General features: G+C 57.2%; 12 protein-coding genes. 8 read left to right on the forward strand and 4 right to left on the reverse strand.

Annotated features, from left to right (window positions below; all coding sequences use genetic code 11):
- Positions 1–409 precede the first annotated feature (409 nt).
- The 7 genes from gspD to BIND_RS08075 all read left to right on the forward strand — a co-directional run bounded on the left by gspD (position 410) and on the right by BIND_RS08075 (position 7,160).
- Positions 410–2,674, forward strand: coding sequence for a type II secretion system secretin GspD (gene gspD, locus BIND_RS08045; protein WP_244395987.1), 2,265 nt, complete (start codon positions 410–412; stop codon positions 2,672–2,674).
- A 9-nt stretch (positions 2,675–2,683) separates the two neighbouring features.
- On the forward strand, positions 2,684–3,379 hold the full coding sequence (locus tag BIND_RS08050) for a prepilin peptidase (protein WP_012384577.1): 696 nt from the start codon (positions 2,684–2,686) through the stop codon (positions 3,377–3,379).
- A 10-nt stretch (positions 3,380–3,389) separates the two neighbouring features.
- A complete protein-coding gene (locus tag BIND_RS08055; protein WP_012384578.1) occupies positions 3,390–4,238 on the forward strand; it encodes a type II secretion system protein GspK in 849 nt (282 codons plus the stop codon).
- 7 nt (positions 4,239–4,245) lie between these two features.
- Complete coding sequence (locus BIND_RS08060) at positions 4,246–5,313, forward strand: PilN domain-containing protein (protein WP_012384579.1); 1,068 nt, start codon at positions 4,246–4,248, stop codon at positions 5,311–5,313.
- Positions 5,310–6,005, forward strand: a complete 696-nt coding sequence (gspM, locus tag BIND_RS08065; RefSeq protein ID WP_012384580.1) for a type II secretion system protein GspM — start codon at positions 5,310–5,312, stop codon at positions 6,003–6,005. Before BIND_RS08060 ends, gspM begins: the two co-directional genes overlap by 4 nt.
- Entirely contained in the window at positions 6,002–6,445 is a 444-nt protein-coding gene (locus tag BIND_RS20105) for a hypothetical protein (protein WP_012384581.1), read from the forward strand. The genes gspM and BIND_RS20105 overlap by 4 nt, the downstream gene beginning before the upstream one ends.
- Before the next feature lie 82 nt (positions 6,446–6,527).
- The gene (locus tag BIND_RS08075) at positions 6,528–7,160 is read left to right on the forward strand and encodes an isochorismatase family protein (RefSeq protein ID WP_012384582.1); all 633 of its coding nucleotides are present in this window, start codon (positions 6,528–6,530) and stop codon (positions 7,158–7,160) included.
- Between the two features lie 31 nt (positions 7,161–7,191).
- Here the strand turns inward: BIND_RS08075 and BIND_RS21615 are convergent, their stop codons facing one another.
- Positions 7,192–7,506, reverse strand: coding sequence for a hypothetical protein (locus BIND_RS21615; protein WP_158304365.1), 315 nt, complete (start codon positions 7,504–7,506; stop codon positions 7,192–7,194).
- 139 nt (positions 7,507–7,645) lie between these two features.
- Between BIND_RS21615 and BIND_RS08080 the strand changes: the two genes are divergently transcribed.
- Positions 7,646–9,190, forward strand: a complete 1,545-nt coding sequence (locus tag BIND_RS08080; RefSeq protein WP_012384583.1) for an alkaline phosphatase family protein — start codon at positions 7,646–7,648, stop codon at positions 9,188–9,190.
- A gap of 352 nt (positions 9,191–9,542) precedes the next feature.
- Here BIND_RS08080 and BIND_RS08085 read toward each other — a convergent pair whose 3' ends face one another.
- The 3 genes from BIND_RS08085 to BIND_RS08095 all read right to left on the reverse strand — a co-directional run bounded on the left by BIND_RS08085 (position 9,543) and on the right by BIND_RS08095 (position 15,322).
- Positions 9,543–11,069 (reverse strand): acyltransferase family protein, encoded by a 1,527-nt coding sequence (locus BIND_RS08085; RefSeq protein WP_012384584.1) that lies wholly within the window; start codon positions 11,067–11,069, stop codon positions 9,543–9,545.
- A gap of 139 nt (positions 11,070–11,208) precedes the next feature.
- Positions 11,209–14,688 (reverse strand): DNA polymerase III subunit alpha, encoded by a 3,480-nt coding sequence (gene dnaE, locus BIND_RS08090; RefSeq protein WP_012384585.1) that lies wholly within the window; start codon positions 14,686–14,688, stop codon positions 11,209–11,211.
- A 292-nt stretch (positions 14,689–14,980) separates the two neighbouring features.
- A complete protein-coding gene (locus tag BIND_RS08095) occupies positions 14,981–15,322 on the reverse strand; it encodes a hypothetical protein (RefSeq protein ID WP_012384586.1) in 342 nt (113 codons plus the stop codon).
- Between the last annotated feature and the right edge of the window lie 116 nt (positions 15,323–15,438).

Raw genomic sequence — 15,438 nt, forward strand, 5'->3', positions numbered from 1 at the left:
GTTACCCAGCGGAGAATGCTATCCTTGGCCAGGAATCGATATTATCATCGATTGTATTCTGGGATCTCTGCTTTATCGAGAAAGATCCGGCAACCTTATTTGAGGGCTGAGGAGAGCAGAAGTCAGCTTGCATTATGCTTGAGCTTATAGGATTTAAGCTGAATTATATCCAAATGGCATGTGCCAAGAATTTGACGACTAAATTTAACGATCCAATTTAACGGTAAAAAGTTTGAAAGTTCGATGACAAACTGATGCAGGAGTTAAAGTGAAAGCCTCCGCTTGCACTGACGATGGGCTGAGTAATATGGATTCTTATAGCCTATCTGGCAGGTTATGGCGGGTTTTTACGAAAAATCGTAACCCTGCGATTATCGTTCAAGTCGCTTTAATATTCGCTCTTGCCACAATGCTGGCCGCTTGCAACGGACTCACAGAGTCCGAAGTCAAGGCTTCCTTCGATAAGGCGAATGGCTTTGGCGGGCAGGATCTGGCTGCGCGTTCCAGCACGAATGGAAACGATACCTTTGGCGCTTCGCCGCTCCCCGCGGCTCCGGGACCCATCATTTCTCGCGGAGGAATCGCTGGCGCTGCCCAAGCCAATGCGAGCGATTTCGCGGAAAACGGCGCGAGCGCGGTTACGGGTAATGTCACGCTGACGCCTGTGGAGAGCGCGGGCGATTATCAATTGAATTTCGAAAATGCCGATGCCACGGCCGTCATCAAGACCGTGCTGGGCGATGTCCTGCAGGTCAATTACGTCATCGATCCGCGCGTGAATGGGCAAATCAGCTTGACCTCATCCCGGCCGGTTCCGCGCAAATCCCTGGTGGGATTGTTGGAATCGGCCTTGAGCGGGATCAATGCCGTCATCCTCAAGCAAAACGGCCTTTACCGGGTCGTGCCGGCCGGCGACGCCACCACGATTCAGAATGTCCACTACCATGAAGCGGGCGAAGGCTTTGGCGTGACGGTCATCGGCATGAAGAATGTCCCCGTCGCGCTGGCCGGACGCGTTCTCGAAGGATTGGGGAGCCGTGGCGGCTCGGTCCGGATGGAGGCCGATTCCAATCTTCTGATCGTTCAGGGAACGGCCTCAGAGCGGCAGGCCGCGCTCGATGCGGCCTCCATGGTCGATGTCGATTGGCTCAAAACCCGGTCCGTCGCCATTCTGCCTCTCACCAATTCGGCGCCGGACACGGTCATTGCCGAAGTCCATCGTATCCTTGGCACCGGCGAAGGCGGTTTGAGCAAGGATATTGTCCAGATGCAGCCGATCAACCGGCTGAACGCGGTGCTGGCGGTTTCGCGAAACCATGCCGCGATCGATAAAGTGACGCGGTGGGTCGCCAAGTTGGACAAGGCGGATTACGCCGCCCTTGGCGTCAACGTGTACAAGCTGCAATATGCCAATGCCAAAAACGTCGCGGCCATGCTGAACCAGATCTATGGCGGCAGCGGCGGCCAAACCGGCCAGGATCAGGATAAAGACGTTTTGCAACCCGGTGAGACGTCCACCACGGGTGCGCAGGCTGGAGGATTCGGGACCGGCACAGGAAGGACCGGTGGGGGCTTTGGTCAAAGCAGCGGGGTGTCCTCCGCAAACCCGAGTTCCTCGGGACAATCCTCTTTTGGATCGACACAGCTTGCCAGCGCGTCATCCAATTCTTCTTTCGGGACAAGCCCCTTCGGCAGCTTAAAGACAGGAGCGGCCGGCCAGGGTGGATCGTCGACGGGGCAAGACGATTCGGGCGGGCTCGGCGGCGGCGGTGCGGGCAAAGGGAAGAACATACGCATTACGCCCGATATTTCGACCAATTCGCTGCTGATCCACGCCAATCGGCTCGATTATCGGTTGATCGAACACACGATTCACGCCATGGACCGGCCACCGGTCCAGGTTGAGATCGAAGTGACCGTCGCCGAGGTCACCCTGACGGATGCGCTCAATTACGGCGTACAAGCCTATCTCAACAGTTCCGCCGGCTCGTTGCAGATGCTTGGAAGCGCCGGTATTTCCAATGCCAGCATTCCCCTGGTCACGCCCCATCCGGCGGTGAACCTGATGATCGGTCAGATCGCCAATCCGCGTGTGGTGATCAATGCTTTGTCGAATATCACGGATGTCAAGGTTCTCTCGACACCTTCGCTCGTCGTGCTCGACCGGCAGCCCGCTGTGCTGCAGGTGGGTAATCAGGTGCCCATCCTCAGTCAGCAGGCAACCTCGACACAAACGGCGAACCCGGCGATCGTCAACAGTGTCGATTACAAGGATACCGGCATTATCCTGAATGTGCTGCCGCGTGTGAATGCCAATGGCGTGGTGGCGCTGGATATCGAGCAGCAAATCAGCGCGGTGACAAACCCCGACCCGACGAATTTGACACCGACGATTTCGCAACGGCGGGTTCGCAGCACCATCGCCATTCCCAATGGCCAGACGGTTCTGCTCGCCGGCCTGATCCAGGAAACAACCAATGGAACCCGGTCCGGCCTCCCCATCATCAGCAAGATCCGTTTCCTGAACGATCTCGTCACCAATCATAATTCATCTGACAGCCGCACCGAATTGATCATGTTCATCAAGCCTCAGATCCTCCGCAATGGTTTCGACTCGCAGCAGGTTTCCGAGGAATTTCGTGAGCGCTTGCAGATGATGCGCAGTCACCCGTGAGGATCAGCCGTGTTCGAGGATATGCGCTCTTCTTCGCCTGATCCGCCTCTCCTCGATTCACCTCTTCTGGAGCCGGGCGCCGCACGCGGACCCATTGGAAACGACGCCCGCTCCGTGCCCTCTCCTACTGCTTATGCTGTGCTGGCGATTGTCGTGGTCCTCTTCGGCCTGCTCTCCTTCCCGTTGTGGGAAGGCGGGTTTCTGATCCTCTTCGCCTTCCTCGTTCTGGCGGTGATGCATTCCGATCTCAATTTCTATCTGATTCCCGACTGGGCCAGTCTTGGCATCGTGTGTCTCGGGCTTCTCCATAGCCTGTGGCCGCTCATCGCCGATGGTTGGTCCTGGGATTTGATATCTCTGGGGGGAGTTCTCGCCTCCACCCTGTTACCCGCCTTGGCCAACGGTTTGTTTGCCTTCGTCTTGTTTTACGCGATCGCCCGTCTTTATCGCTTTTATGCCGGGCGGGAAGGGCTCGGATTTGGCGATGTCAAACTTGCCGCTGCCCTCGCGCTCTGGCTCGATCCCTTCACCTTCGCGCTGGCGCTGCAATTGGCGACTTTATCCGCCCTCCTCGTAGCGGCCATGGCAGCGGTCCGGCAGCAGCGCAGAGTTCTTTTGCCCTTCGGCGCCTTTCTGGCGCCATCCGGCTGGATTCTTGCGGCCGTGCTCGCGCTGTCTCCAGACCTCTGGGGGCTCAGGCCATGAGGAGCAAACCATGAGGAGCAAGTCCGGCGATCCCCGGCGGGGGGCGATCCTGATCCTCGTCCTTTTGCTCGTGGCCCTGATTTCAAGCCTGCTCGCCACGGCGCAACATATAGCGGTGGCCAATGCGCGAAGTGCCAAGGCTTTCGCCGATTCCCTGAGGGCGGAGGAACTTGGCCGCGTGGCGGTGGATCTTCTCGCCGGCCAGATCCTTGGCGGTGGTCCGACCGAGCGGCGTAATGGTTCTTTCTCCGCTTTTGTCGACAATGCTGAAATCCAAGTCGATTATCTCTCCGAATCCGCACGAATCGACGTCAATCTCGCACCTCCCACCCTCATCGCGGCCTTGGGCCAGGCGAGTGGTTTGGAACCAAATGAGGCGAGCGCGCTTGCTGAACGGATTGCTCATGCGCGGCAAGGGGATCAGCGGCAGGGGGATCAGCGGCAGGGGGACCATGTGAAGCCTTTCAACGATGTCGAGGACGCTGCTTCGGCCTGGGATCTCGATCCCGATATTTTCGCTTCCCTGCGTCCCTTTCTGACGGTCACGAATGGCAGCGCCAAGATCGATCCGCTGATCGCCGATCCCAAGGTGGTCGCTGCACTCTTCGAAGGCGAGGGACCGGCAAGCGAAATATTTCTCGCGCGCCGCGCAGAAGGATTTGAAACTGAAGGGGACGCCCAGGCGGCCTTGCCCGCCAAGGCACGCGAGGCCGTCAGTTTCACCCCTGCCCCGGCCTGCCGCGCCAGCGCCCGTGTCAGGCTTCAAAACGGTTTCCGGCGACGTTTCGAATTCATCCTCGTCACACCCAAGCCCCGCGATGATAAAGTCGATGTTATCGCTTGGCGCATGGTCCCATGAGGTTGTGATGATAGACACGGAGTTGCTCGCCAAACCGAAAATCGTCTGGGACTGGCTCGTTGACGGCTTGAGCAGCGTCGTCCTCTCCTGCCGCGAACATTTTGCGCCGCCGAAACGTCTTGTCCTGCATTTGGATGAAAATGGCGGATCAGAGATTTTTTCAGCGGACGGGATCCTGTTGGGCTCGATCGTGAAAGAGCCGACCGGCTTTAGCTGTCCCATGAGCCTGCGTGAAACGTTCAAGGATGCCTGGGTGGAGACGGTTTTGCCGCGTGGTTGGATGTTGCGCCGCGCCCTGCAGCCGATCGCAACGGAAAGCCTCCCTTTCGTTGAAGCTTTGGCACGTCATCAGATCGATCGGCTGACGCCCTGGCGGGCCGCCGATACATATTTCGGTGTCAGAACCTGGCCTTTCGAGGACGATGCCGCAAAATGCCATGTTGAGGTTGGTGTCGTCGCGAAATCCATGCTCCGGCCGCATTTGGATTTTCTGGCCCAAGCTGGAGTGGCGACCTCGAGCCTGTTGGCCACGGGCGACCAGACATCCCCTGATTTCGTCATTCGCATCGATGGCAGCGCCGATCGCGGCTTGGAGCGCTTGCGGCGGCAGATCGGCTTCGGCCTGGCCGGTTGCATGGCTTTGTTCATCTTGGGCTTCGGTGTTTTGACCCTGGAAAAATGGACGCTCGAATCCACGATCGGGACCCTTGACGAAGAGATCGCCCATCAACGCGCACTCCTGCATCCAGCGGATCAAATGGACGACAATGGTGTGGCGACTGCGCAATCCTTGCGTCGGCGTCATCAGGCTGGCCCCTGTTTTGTCGGCATTCTCGACGATCTTTCCAAGGTTTTGCCGGATCACGCTCATCTCGATGATTTCTCCCTGGACAAAGGCGTGTTGCGCATATCCGGTGTCTCTCGTCACGTCTCGGAGCTCGTGCCTTTGCTTGAGGGGACATCCATTTTTAGCGAGGCCGGCTTTACAGGGGCGACGACACGAGAGGAGAATGGTGCCGATCGTTTCCATCTCGAAATGCGGATTGTCGCGAAATCGGAAAATCGTTGCTCATGATGCCACCAGCTTCTTTCCTGAGCGTGCTGCGTAAGGTTCGCTATGATCGGGCCGCGATTGATTGGGCGTCCTTGGCGGGTCGTCTCAAGGATCTCGCGACAGCGGATCTGAGCTTCAAAGGACCCATAGGCGCTCTTGCCGCACTCATTGGCGCGCTCATCCTCGGCGTGAGCCTTCTTTGGATAGAAGCGGATGAAACCGCGGGTTTGAAACTCGAACGCGACGCCAAGACCGAGCAACTTGCTGTCCTGCATAGGAAACAACCTGCTGGGTTTTTTTCCGGGAACGAGAACGGCCAGAACGCTGAAACGCGCGAGCCCTTCATCCTTGCGACGACAAAGACGCTTGCGGCCGCCGAAGTCGATCGATTGTTGCGGGCGGCTGTTGCCGAAACCGCAGGCAATCTCCTCTCGAGCCGGGTTGAGGGAGCAGAGAACGAGGTCCTCCTGAGCATGCCCCTCAACGCGAAGCAAACGCGTGGTGGGCAGGATCATCGCATCGCCGCGGATCTCGTCATCGAAGGCAAGATCGAGGCTGTTCAGGCGCTCTTATTCAAGCTCGAAACCGACGCACCATTTTTCTTTATCGAGACCTTGAATCTGCAACCTGCGCAAGGCGGGGAGCAGGTTTCCGATTCGCCCCTTCTGCGAGTCACATTGAAGGCCGTAGCCTATTGGCGGGCACCGACATGAGCGCTCAATGGAGCCAATGGCTCAAATCCCTCCAAATGGCTTTAGCGACCGCTCTGGTTCTGCTTTTTCTCGTGTGTTTCGTCGGCGTTTTCGCGCCGAAGGCTATGGCCGGCTCGTCGCTTGCCGATCTGGACGCGACGCGGGAGCGGCCACTCTTCTCGCCGAATCGGCGGTTGCCGCCTAAACCTGTTGTTCCGGTCGAGCCGCCACCCCGTCCCCCTGTCGAAGCACCCCCACCGAACCTGCAACTCGTCGGTGTTATTTTCAGCGAGAATGAAAAGCGAGCGATTGTTATCGTCAATAATCCGGCAAAACCGCAAAGCCTCAAACCCGGCGATGCGATCGATGGATGGCAAGTCTCGCTGATCGAGCCGCGCAAAATCGCCCTGAATAAGGGTGAACGCTCGATTGATTTCACATTGAAGCCGAAACGGCCATAGGTGAAACCATCATTTTAACGCATGACCCGTGTCTCGAAAGTTTCAGACTTTTGGGAATGACGTTCTCAAAGGGGAAGGATGCATGGAAATCGAGACAGGCGATATATTGTTGCTCCTCGACATGCAGAATGATTTTGGTCCGGGTGGTGCTCTCCCGATTTCCGGTGCCGAAAACATCGCCATGGTTGCAAGTTTGGTGGCGGAATTCTTCGACCATGTCATCGTGACGCAACTTTGGTACCCACCGGGCCATGAGGCTTTCGTGTCGGCGCATCCCGGCAAAAAGCCGTTCGAGACAGAAGTTTTGTCCTATGGTCCGCAAATCCTGTGGCCAGCGCATTGTGTGCAAGGCACGCCCGGAGCCTATCTGCGGCACGATCTTCGTGTGCCGCAAGCCGAATTGATTCTGCGCCGGGGCCTCGATCATCGGATTGCCGCGAGCTCTGCCTTTGTCGAAAATGATCGTGCGACCAAGACGGGACTGGCCGGTTTTCTGCGTGAAAAGGACGTGAAACGTCTGTTTCTGGCGGGCCTGCCTTTTGATTTCACGGTCCGTTTCACTGCGGAAGATGGCAGACGGGAAGGCTTCGACGTTTTCGTTATCGAGGACGCCTGCTGCGCCCTCGACATCAAGGGCTCAGCGGCGGAAGCGAAACAGAGTTTGACCAAGCATGGCGTGGCTTGTGTGACAAGCGCCGACATTCTGGAAAGCTGAACCTTTGCTGTGTATGCCACTGACAAGAATGTCACTCCGCCGGAAGAACTGTCATTCCTGTTAATGTGACTCTGCCTTCTCTTCGGTTCATCGCACAACCGTAACCGTTGCCATTCGGCCAACTCCGGCCTGGGATGTTCAACGGTTCAGCTGTGTCAAGATCGACCGAAAGAGGAATGCGTTCACATATTAAAAAAAGAGGCCGATTCAGACCTTTCAGCCCCATCCTGGAACCGGAAAATGTCAGGGCATCAAGCCAGAAACCGGGCATTTTTGTGGTTAATTTGAAGCAATCATAAAGACTTGCAGCATTGCCCGTGAAAAGAAGGAACGAGCGATGCTGCAAGTCTATCCCATCCCCAAGAACTAATCATCCGCCCCAATGTCACTAAAGTATCGGACAGATGTCATCTGCCCGTTACATTTTGTGCAGCTAGTGAGTGTGCGCACACCTTGGTGAGCGTCATTCAATATGGGGATAGGGAATGTTTTCACTGCGACGTTTTCTTTTGGCGGGTGCTGCCCTGCTTGGCATCATCACGACCGCATCCGCGGATGAACCAGCCGGCCGTCTGAAGCATGTGCTGTTGATCAGCGTGGATGGCATGCATGGGCTTGATCTACAGCGTTGGATCCAGGCCCATCCCACGAGCGCGCTTGCCGAGTTGTCGAGGCGCGGGTTGAACTATACGGACGCCTATACCACCGCTCCCTCCGACAGCTTCCCCGGCATGATCGCCCAGGTCACCGGCGGCACGCCGTTTTCGGCTGGCGTGTTCTATGACGACAGCTATGATCGCACGTTCTTTCCGCCGAGCTCCAATTGCGCTGGCACCCCTGGGGCCGAGACGACCTTTGCGGAAAACCTCGACTACAATCTGAATGACGTGACTGGTGGCGGCAAGCTTGGCAATCCGCTGTCGCAGATCAACCCGGCAAATCTGCCGATGACCCTTGTCGATGGCAAATGCGTCGTCGTCTATCCACACCAGTTCATTCGCGTGAACACGATTTTCGAAGTGCTGCGCGCGCACCATTTCCACACCGCTTGGTCCGACAAGCACCCGGCCTATGAAATCCTCAATGGCCCTTCCGGCACGGGTATCGAAGACCTCTTCACTCCGGAAATCAACTCGCAACTGCCCGGCGCCCCTGCAGGCCAGGACAACACGACCAGCTACGTCGGCGTGCGCAATTATGATAAGATCAAGGTCAAGGCCGTGATCCACCAGATCCAGGCGCAGAATAGCTTGGGCTACCCGGTCGGCTATGTCCCGGTGATCTTCGGGATGAATTTCCAGTCGGTCAGCGTCGGCCAGAAGCTCGCCAAAGCTGGTTACGGCGATGACCCCAGCCTGACCGGCGGCTACCTCAACGCGATTGGCACGCCTGGCAATGCCCTGAGCCAGCAGCTTGCCTTCGTCGATAAGTCGATCCTCGAGATCGTCAATGCGCTGAAGACATACAACCGTTATGATGACACCGCCATCATCATCAGCGCCAAGCATGGCCAGTCACCGATTGATCCCACCCTGCGCCATGCGATCAAAGATACTTATTCCACCGTGCTCGCGAATGACGGCTATGGGTTCAACATTGCCGATGACGCCTCGCTGATCTGGCTCGATCCGAGCAAGCGCACGCCGGCGACCTTGAGGTCGACCTTGGCCGATCTCCGGGCCGCGTCAAGCGCGCTTGGCATCTCGGCCATTCTCGATCGTAACGAGCTCACGAAAACCTATCGTGATCCGGCAACCGACAGCCGCACGCCGGATTTCCTTGTGGTGTCGAACAAGGGCGTGATCTACACGGGCGGTAGCAAGCTCGCCGAACATGGTGGCTTGGCCGATGACGATCGCCATGTCGCGCTGCTGGTCAGCGCGCCGGGCCTTCGGGGCAGCGTTGACCCGCACCCTGTGTTCACCACGCAAATCGCTCCCACCATCCTCCAGCTGCTCGGCATCCCCGCGGATGAATTGCAAGCGGTGCAGATCGAAAATACGCGCGCTCTGCCCGGGTTGCCCTACTAAAGTATTTTGTTTCGCTTGAAACGAAAAAGCTCTCTCTGCTTTTTTAACACACAAGATGTGCCCCAAAAGTTTAGGCTTTTGGGGCATTATGCTTTTGAAGGGGAAGGATACATGGACATCAGGGCAAGCGATGTTTTGCTGCTGACTGATATGCGGCCGATCCATCGTCATCCAAGGTGGCTGCCTCCACGCTCGATCAGGCGCCTCATGTGCTTTTGTGGAATGCGAAGCTTTTCGCTTTATTGCGACAAGTCTTCGACTCATATCTAGCGTTATCAGGCCTTAGCGCTAATCGAGATGATGAACAGGGTGGGTGACAATCGATGCTGGTCGCGTCATTGTGGGTAGTGTGTCACGGCGTTTTGCACCTGAGAGATTGGGTGGGCAACGCGATTTGCGTATATCGACGATCATCGGTCACTAGCAATAGAATGATGCTGTCGTTCTGGTGACAGATGACATGAGCGCTGAGCGAGAATCCCGGTGGGACAGCGGAATGTTGCAGGCCAAAAGCAGCAAGGACGTCTGGACGATAGACACGCGGAACGAATGCATCGAGAAAATCGCTATTGTGAAACACCATGAGCGACATTTTCTTGCTCCGCCCCTCTACGTCGAGGGCCCATCCCCGCACAGTCATTGTGGCGTCCTCACTATAGCTAATACTGTCTACGTAGAGGCGGAGAGCATCGTCGCGACGTAGGGGCACGGCGTCGGCCGCAACTGTAATGGTTTGTCCGGCATGTGCAGCGGATTGGATCTGAAGTCCAGTCGATCTCGCCTCTGCAACCTCTCTTTCGTCGAGCACGCGGATCACCTCGGGCCATAGTACAAGGGCGCATAAGCCGATCAAAAATGCCGAGGTGGCCGTGGTGCGGATTGATGACGGGGCCCAATCAACACGTCGCTTAATCCACCGGTAGAGCGCCATATCCACTGATCCAAGAACTACCGCGCCACATAGTGCCCCGCCAATGGAGGCGAACCAGAGCACGGCTGGTGACATGCCGATCGGCGCGAACTGGAAGAGCCAGATAATAATGGGTGCATGGCAGAGGTAGAGGGCGAAGCTCCAGTCTCCAAGCGCAAGGCCGGGATCATAGGAGGCATCGCGTACATCAGATCTCGGCAGGACGGCAGTGGCGACCAACATGACGCATCCGATGTTGAGTAGCCATGGGCGCAGGGGCGGGGCTGCATCGCTCATGAGTAGAAGCCCCACGGCAACGATGGGGGTCCATGCGCCGACGAGACCGCGCCGGATAGCTAAAGGCACCAGCAGCCCTGCGGCAAAAGGTAGGCTCTGTTCGGCAAGTGGTATGAAGAGCAGTGTTGGAAACTGCCCCTTCTGCAAGTAGGGTGCGAACACTAGGCCACATGACACGGCAAGCGCCCACGCTGCGGCCAAAGCGGGCAGCATCCGTTGTGCGTGCACCAGGATGATGAAAAATACGATCACATAATAAGTTAGTTCGAAAGGTAGAGTCCATTCTATCTGGAGCACGTAAAAGTGTGGGCCTCCTGGGATGAGCCCGAGTGCAAGTGGATCAAGAACGGCTCCCTCGTTAAGTATGTATCTTATCCAAAGACATATACCTGCGGTGATCCAGTAGATGGGATAGATTCTAATGAGACGATGTGCGAGGAAAAGTGTCGGCGGTGGATCTCTGTCGGCGAGTGATGCCATCAAAAATCCAGAGATTGCGAAGAACAGACTGACCCCAAATCCTCCGAATTCTCCTCCAAAGACAGCCAAAAACGAAGAGTTGCCTCGCATCGAATTCAGGTAATACGAAGCGTGGTAGAGCATTACAGATAAAGCGGCTATCGCGCGTAAATACTGCAAGCGTGCTATGCGCGAACCGCTAAAACCAGACATTTGCCCCCTCCAAATAATCCGTGGCAGTATCTTTTTGCATCTGGTAAAAGCAATATTTGTAATTTTAATATTAACAGAACTTCGTAATCAACGCCACGGATCGTCTTTATCCCATATGTTATATAAGAGTGAGCTTAATCTAAATCGGCTCAACAGCCACAATACCAGGGATCGTTTTCAAGCTCCCGGCAAGTTGCGCTGAAACATTGAATGTGCCTGGCAGCCTCACTTCCACTTCACCGCCATTCGTCATCAGGATCAGGGAAATCTCGCCATCGCCGCGTGTCGTCAATTTCTGTGCGACAGAGGCAAGGCTGTCCTCGTTGCGCACGAACACGCGCAGGCCTTTCTGTATGCGGCTTGCCGCCTGATCGAGCGGCTCCACGGAGAGAATGCGTGCGCGGACATCCTCGCCATCGACATTGGCTTGCAGGGCGAGCAGGACGGCCGAGCCTTTTTCCAGCATGTCGCGATATTGGTTGAGGCTTTCCTGAAACAGGATCGCTTCATATTGGCCGGATTGATCCGATAGTTGCACAATGCCCATTTTGGTGCCGGATTTCGTGCGCCGTTCCTTGCGGTCGAGCACAGTCGCGGCGAGGCGCGCGGCCGAGGCCTGCCCTTGTTTTACTTGCCTCGCGAAGGTAGCCCAGCGTTGAACCTTGAGACGGGAGAGGATCGATGCATAGCCATCGAGCGGATGGCCTGACAGGAAGAAGCCGACCGCGTCAAATTCCCGTTGCAGGCGTTCAGCAAGCGGCCAGGGATCGGTTTGGGGGAAGATGATGGCACTGGCCGCCGGCCCGCCAAACAGCACGCTTTGGCCGGCTGCTTCTTCCTCGCATCGCCGGTTCGCCATGGCGAGCAGGGTTTCGATCGTGGCAAAAATCTTGGCGCGATCCTTGTCGAGCGTGTCGAAAGCTCCGGCCGCGACCAGACATTCAAGCATGCGTTTGTTGATCTCGCGCGGATTGAGACGATGCGTAAAATCGCTCAGATCCTTGAAGGACCGTCCCGCGCGGGCGGCGACCAAAGCCTCGGCCTGGGCCGACCCTACGCCCTTGATGGCTGAAAGCGCGTAACGGATGTGGAGATTTGCGTTCTCGGACTCTTTTGACTCTTGCCCTGCCCCTTTGTTTTCGAGAGCGACATCAAAATCGACACCGGATTTCTGTATGCAGGGGCGATCGACGGGAATGCCGAGACGGCGCGCCTCGTTACAGAATTCGGCCAGTTTGTCCGTGTTGGATTTGTCGAGTGTCATCGACGCAGCGAGAAATTCAACCGGATGATTGGCCTTGAACCAGGCGGTCTGGTAGGCGATCAGAGCATAGGCCGCCGCATGGCTCTTGTTGAATCCGTAATCGGCGAATTTGGCGAGCAGGTCGAAAATCTCATCGGCCTGTTTCTTGGTGAGGCCGCGATCGACCGAGCCCGTGACGAAACGGCTGCGCTGCGCATCCATTTCCGCCTTGATCTTCTTGCCCATGGCGCGACGGAGAAGATCGGCCTCGCCGAGCGAATAGCCGGAAAGCACCTGGGCGATCTGCATCACCTGTTCCTGATAGATGATGACGCCGAAGGTTTCCTTCAGGATATGTTCGATCTTGGGATGGATGTAATCGGCCTTTTCCTCGCCGAGCTTGACCGCGCAATAGGTTGGGATATTGGCCATGGGGCCCGGCCGGTAGAGGGCGACCAGGGCGATAATATCCTCGAAATGGTCGGCGCGCATTTCGACGAGCGCCTTGCGCATGCCCGCACTTTCCAATTGGAACACGCCAACCGTCTCACCGCGCCCGAGCATGGCATAGGTTTTTTGATCATCGAGCGGGATTTTGGCGAGATCGACAATGATCCCGCGCTTGGCCAAGAGTTTCACGCAGGTCGAAAGCGTCGTGAGGGTTTTGAGGCCCAGAAAGTCGAATTTGACGAGGCCCGCAGGCTCGACCCATTTCATGTTGAACTGTGTGGCCGGCATATCCGATTTCGGATCACGATAGAGCGGCACCAGATGTTCGAGCGGCCGATCACCAATGACAATGCCCGCCGCATGGGTCGAGGCGTTGGAATAGAGGCCTTCAAGCGTCTCGGCGATGGTCAACATGCGCGCGACACGCGGCTCGGAGCTTGCTGCTTCCTGCAACCGGGGTTCGCCCTCGATCGCCTGTTTGAGGCTGACAGGCGCGGCCGGATTTTGCGGGACGAGCTTGGCGAGCTTATCGACCTGGCCGAGAGGCATTTCGAGAACGCGGCCGACATTGCGCATGACGCCGCGCGCCAGAAACGAGCCGAAGGTGATGATCTGTGCGACCTTGTCCTCGCCATAACGGCGGCGCACATAGGCAATGACTTCATCGCGCCGATCCTGGCAGAAATCGATGTCGAAGTCCGGCATGGAGACGCGTTCCGGATTGAGGAAACGCTCGAACAGGAGGCCGAACCGGATCGGATCGAGATCGGTGATCGTCAGGGCATAGGCGACAAGGGAGCCGGCGCCGGAGCCGCGTCCTGGCCCGACAGGAATATCCTGCGATTTCGCATATTTGATAAAATCCGCCACGATCAGGAAGTAGCCGGGGAATTGCATTTTCACGATAATATCGAGCTCGAAGGCGAGACGGGCGCGATAATCGTCCTCGGTAAAACCGGGCGCGGGAGGATGTGCGGCGAGCCGTTTCTCAAGGCCTGCCTCGGCCTGACGGCGCAATTCCTTGGCTTCTTCATCGGCGTGGCCGGTATCGCCGAAACGCGGAAGGATTGGCTTGCGCGTCAGGGGCCGATAGGCGCAGCGCATGGCGATTTCGACCGTATTGGCGGTGGCTTCCGGCAGATCGGCGAAAAGCGCGACCATTTCCGTGCGGGTTTTCAACCGGTGTTCGGGCGAAAGCTGGCGGCGTTGAGGCTCGCCTAAAACCGCGCCTTCCGCAATGCAAAGAAGCGCGTCATGGGCTTCATAATCGGAGGCTGCAGCGAAATAGGGCTCGTTGGTCGCGGCGAGTGGCAGCGAGCGATCATAAGCAAGATCGAGCAAAAGCGGTTCGTTCGAACGTTCCGCCTGCAGGCTATGGCGTTGCAACTCGACATAGAGACGGTTCGGGAACAAGGCCGCCAAATGTTGGGCGCGGAGCACGGCCTGCTCCGGTCTTTGCGCGGCAAAGGCGCGGTCGAGTGGCCCGTCAGGACCACCACTCAGAGCAATGAGGCCGTCCGCATGGCCATGCAGTTGATCGAAGCGCACATGCGGCGGATCGCCGGGCACGGGATCGAGCCAAGCCCGCGAGGTGAGATGCATGAGATTGACATAACCCGCCTCATCCTGGGCCAGCAGGACGAGATTGGCGCGGCCCGCGCCGTTTTCCTCGCCGCGGGGAGCCATGGCCGCGCCATCGCCGAAATCCACCGTCAATTGCAGGCCGGCAATAGGCTGAATACCTGATTTAACAAGCTTTTCGGAAAATTCCAAAGCGCCGAAAAGATTGTTCGTATCGGTCAGGGCCAGGGCCGGCATGGCGTCCGCAGCGGCAAGCTTGACCAATTTCTCGATCTTGATCGCCCCTTCCCGCAGGGAAAAGGCGCTGTGGACATGGAGATGGATGAAACCGACGGAACCGGGCATGTGATTACGGCAAGCTCCCAGTATCGAGAATCACAGATTCTCGATACGTCACTTTTTTAACCGTATCCGCTTTCATTGAAGCGCGACTCGTCACGCTTCAATGAAAGCGGATACTAGGGCCTTTGATGAAAGGCCCTCTATCATGCCCGGAGCATAATGCATGAGGCCAGGATGGGTTTAGGGGAAAAGCACCGCGATCCACAAGCCTTGAGTGTTCATGCATGAAAGGGGGCATTTCTGCCCCCTTCTCGATACAAAATTATGGCCTCGAGATCAGTTGGGACCGGATGCCCTACCAATAACCGCGACCGTAATAACCGCCACCACCCCAGGCATAGCCGCCACGGCCATAACCGCCGCGATAATAGCCATAAGGTCCACGGCCAGCCCCCCAATAATGGTGTCCGCGCCAGCCAGGTCCGCCATAATAGCCATGACGATAATAGCCGCCGCCATAATAACCACAGCCATAGGGACCGCATTGAACGCGCTCGACCTTGGGGGCTTCGTCAGTGGCTGTGATCACCGCCTTTTCCGGCTGCATCGAGGGAAAGGCCGAGGCGGCCGTCATGCCCGCGCCGAGCGTCAGCGCACCCAGCGCGATGGCCCGAAGAGACTTTGCGATATTATGCATGGAAAACTCCAATCAAGAGCGCGTTTTTCATTCAGGCCCAGAGGGGAAAGTACGAGCCCATTAAGTAGCCGGAGGAAGTCCCAGCCCTGAAAAACGCGTCAAACCCACGGCACGAG

The sequence above is a fragment of the Beijerinckia indica subsp. indica ATCC 9039 genome, from assembly GCF_000019845.1.
Classification (GTDB): Bacteria; Pseudomonadota; Alphaproteobacteria; order Rhizobiales; family Beijerinckiaceae; genus Beijerinckia; species Beijerinckia indica.

Excerpts from the sequence above, each read along its gene's own strand:
- gspD (WP_244395987.1), top strand. The coding sequence starts at position 410 with ATGCTGGCCGCTTGCAACGGACTCACAGAGTCCGAAGTCAAGGCTTCC.
- BIND_RS08055 (WP_012384578.1), top strand. The coding sequence starts at position 3,390 with ATGAGGAGCAAGTCCGGCGATCCCCGGCGGGGGGCGATCCTGATCCTC.
- BIND_RS08060 (WP_012384579.1), top strand. The coding sequence starts at position 4,246 with ATGATAGACACGGAGTTGCTCGCCAAACCGAAAATCGTCTGGGACTGG.
- gspM (WP_012384580.1), top strand. The coding sequence starts at position 5,310 with ATGATGCCACCAGCTTCTTTCCTGAGCGTGCTGCGTAAGGTTCGCTAT.
- BIND_RS20105 (WP_012384581.1), top strand. The coding sequence starts at position 6,002 with ATGAGCGCTCAATGGAGCCAATGGCTCAAATCCCTCCAAATGGCTTTA.
- BIND_RS08075 (WP_012384582.1), top strand. The coding sequence starts at position 6,528 with ATGGAAATCGAGACAGGCGATATATTGTTGCTCCTCGACATGCAGAAT.
- BIND_RS08080 (WP_012384583.1), top strand. The coding sequence starts at position 7,646 with ATGTTTTCACTGCGACGTTTTCTTTTGGCGGGTGCTGCCCTGCTTGGC.
- BIND_RS08085 (WP_012384584.1), bottom strand. The coding sequence starts at position 11,069 with ATGTCTGGTTTTAGCGGTTCGCGCATAGCACGCTTGCAGTATTTACGC.
- dnaE (WP_012384585.1), bottom strand. The coding sequence starts at position 14,688 with ATGCCCGGTTCCGTCGGTTTCATCCATCTCCATGTCCACAGCGCCTTT.
- BIND_RS08095 (WP_012384586.1), bottom strand. The coding sequence starts at position 15,322 with ATGCATAATATCGCAAAGTCTCTTCGGGCCATCGCGCTGGGTGCGCTG.